Source organism: Mycobacterium sp., assembly GCF_049280035.1.
GTDB lineage: Bacteria > Actinomycetota > Actinomycetes > Mycobacteriales > Mycobacteriaceae > Mycobacterium.
The window spans coordinates 1-2,846 of record NZ_JBAPPI010000888.1; the positions used below are offsets into that span (position 1 = coordinate 1).

Genomic DNA, 2,846 nt, shown 5'->3' on the forward strand with positions numbered 1-2,846 from the left:
CGCCGATCGTGGTCGCCGCCGAGGCGCCGCCGTGGATCGGCCCGCTCGACGTGCTGATCGTCGCCGGCGCCGACCCCGGCGATCCGGCTCTGGTCGGGGCCGCCGCCAGCGGAGTGCGCCGAGGTGCGCGGGTGGTCGTCGCGGCCCCCTACGACGGCCCGCTGCGAGAAGCCACGGCCGGCCGGGCCGCGATTATGGACCCGCGGCTACCGGTCGCCGACGAGTTCGGCCTGTGCAGGTACCTGGCCGCCGGACTGGCTGCCTTGCAAAGCGTCGATCCCAAGCTGCGGGTGGACCTGGCCGCGCTGGCCGACGAGCTGGACGCCGAGGCGTTGCGTAACAGCGCCAGCCGCGAAGTGTTCACCAATCCGGCCAAGGCGTTGGTCGAGCGCATGTCACGGCGCCGCGTCGTACTGGCCGGCGACTGTGCCGCCACCCTGGCGCTGGCCAGGCACGGATCTTCGGTTCTGCTGCGGATTGCGCATCAGGTGACCGCCGCTACCGGGCTCGCCGACGCCCTGGTGGCGCTGCACACCGTCGCAGACTCGGGGTCCCTCGACTCCGAAGAGGCGTTGTTTCACGACGAGCAGATCGACGGACCGGTCGCTGAGCGGCTGCGGGTGCTGGCCTTGACGTTGGACGCCGAGCGCACCGTCGTGACGTCTCGGGTCGCTCACCTCGACGACGTCGACATCGTCGGCGCCGAGGATGTGCCTGAGGGGCCGGGTGCCAGCTCGGCGCCGGTGGGTGTCCAGGGGGCCGAGCAGCAACTGGCTATATTGGCTGTCCGGCTAGAGATGGCCGCGGTTTATTTGCGGCTGGTGCGGGGATAAGTAGACAGTGCAATTGCTACGCGGAGCGATACGGACCTACGCATGGGGATCGCGTACTGCCATTGCCGAATTCACCGGGCGCCCCGTCCCGGCCGCCCACCCAGAAGCCGAACTCTGGCTCGGCGCTAACCCCGGTGATCCGGCCTGGCTGGAAGGCGCGGACGGGGAAACCTCACTGCTGCAAACACTGTTCGATGATCCGGAAGGGCAGCTGGGCTCGGTGGCCCGCGCCCGGTTCGGTGACGTGCTTCCATTTTTGCTCAAAGTGCTGGCCGCCGACGAACCGCTGTCGCTGCAGGCGCATCCGAGCGCTGAGCAAGCCGCCGAGGGTTACCTGCGCGAGGAACGGCTCGGCATCCCGCTGACGTCGCCGGTGCGCAATTACCGCGACACCAGCCACAAGCCCGAACTGTTGGTGGCGCTGCAGCAATTCGAGGCGCTAGCCGGATTCCGTCCTGCGGCCCAGACCATCGAACTCCTGCAGGCCCTCGCGGTGTCTGACCTGGATCCATTTATCGACTTGTTGAACGACCAGTCCGATGCCGATGGCCTGCGCGCGTTGTTCACGACTTGGATCACCGCGCCACAGCCCGACATCGATGTCCTGGTGACCGCCGTGCTCGAGGGCGCAATCCACTACGTCAGCTGCGGCGCAACGGAATTCGCTGCCGAAGTCAAGACGGTGCTGGAGTTGGGCGAACGGTATCCCGGCGATGCCGGCGTGCTGGCCGCGTTGCTGCTCAACCGGATAACCCTTGATCCCGGCGAGGCGATCTTTTTGTCGGCCGGAAACCTGCACGCCTATCTCCGCGGTGTCGGGCTGGAGGTAATGGCCAACTCCGACAACGTGTTACGGGGTGGTTTGACTCCCAAACACGTCGACGTCCCAGAGCTACTACGGGTACTGGATTTCGACCCCACCACCAAGGCTCAATTGCACCCGCCGACGCACCGGGATGGACTCGGGCTGATCTATGACACCCCCACCGACGAGTTTGCCGCGTCGATGCTGACTCTCGCCGACGACCAAGTCGGCCACGAGGTCGACGCGCCGTCGCGCCACGACGGTCCCCAGATCTTGTTGTGCACTGAGGGTTCGACGACGGTGTGCGGAAAGTCCGGGTTGTTGAAGCTCACCCGGGGCGCCGCCGCCTGGGTGGCTGCGGACGACGGGCCCATCCGGCTCATCGCCCACGAACCGACCAAGATATTCCGGGCCACCGTGGGCCTGTGATCCGCGCCGGCTGACGAGGCAGTGGGGGTACCCCCAGCCGCGCAGCGGCGAGGGGGACGTAGCGATGCTGAGGAGCGGCGCATAAATCAGCGGGGCGCCAGCACGCCGCGGCGTTCGGCCCGGGCTTGGTGGCGCTCGGCGAGCCACAGCCGCATGTTGTGCCGAATCGTGCGCCCGATCAGTCCCGGAGTCGGGATCATGTAGAGGCTGTCCAACAAAGAGAATCTGCGCAAAAACCATTCGGCGAGAACAGGATCGGTCTCGGCCGCGCCGAGGAACTGGTCGAACAGGTTGCCCACCGGGCGGTACCACCAGGGTGCCGGGCCGGTCGCATGGTGGAACTTGAGATCGCCGATCGCGGTCATCATCCACACCGGGTAGGTGGTCTTTGCAGTAGCGCGGTTCACTTCGCGCGCCAGGTCCTCGTCGGGGCCATTGGCCAGAGCTCGGCGCAGATGACCAGCCTGCAGCGACGTCATCGTCATGCCCTGCCCGTACGTCGGGTCAAAACTGACCACCGCGTCCCCGAGCGGCACAATTCCGGCCGGAAATCGGTCCAGCTTGTGATAGCGGCGCCACCGGCTGGTGGGGAAGCGGTGGAAGGCCACCTCGCCAACGGGCTCGGCCCGCTCGAGCGCAGCCGAGAGCCCTCCGGGCAGCAGCTTCTTGGCGAGCGCGAGCATGTCGGGAAAGGTATGGGGCGGTTCTACTTTCGCGACACCGAAAGTAGTCAGGACCCAGCCGCCATCCTCATAGCCGAGCATGCCCAGCCCGAGCGG

Annotated in this window: 2 protein-coding genes and 1 pseudogene; 2 read left to right on the plus strand and 1 reads right to left on the minus strand. The window is 67.1% G+C overall.

Features of this window, described 5'->3' with window-relative positions:
• Together WAN71_RS28260 and manA are read left to right on the plus strand one after the other, a co-directional pair.
• Positions 1-833 (plus strand): TobH protein (locus WAN71_RS28260; RefSeq protein ID WP_422228491.1); only part of this gene is annotated, 833 nt, incomplete at its 5' end.
• Positions 834-840: 7 nt separating this feature from the next.
• A complete protein-coding gene (gene manA / locus WAN71_RS28265; protein WP_422228492.1) occupies positions 841-2,067 on the plus strand; it encodes a mannose-6-phosphate isomerase, class I in 1,227 nt (408 codons plus the stop codon).
• Positions 2,068-2,153: 86 nt separating this feature from the next.
• Here manA and WAN71_RS28270 read toward each other — a convergent pair.
• Positions 2,154-2,846, minus strand: a pseudogene (locus tag WAN71_RS28270) (oxidoreductase); the annotation flags it as partial.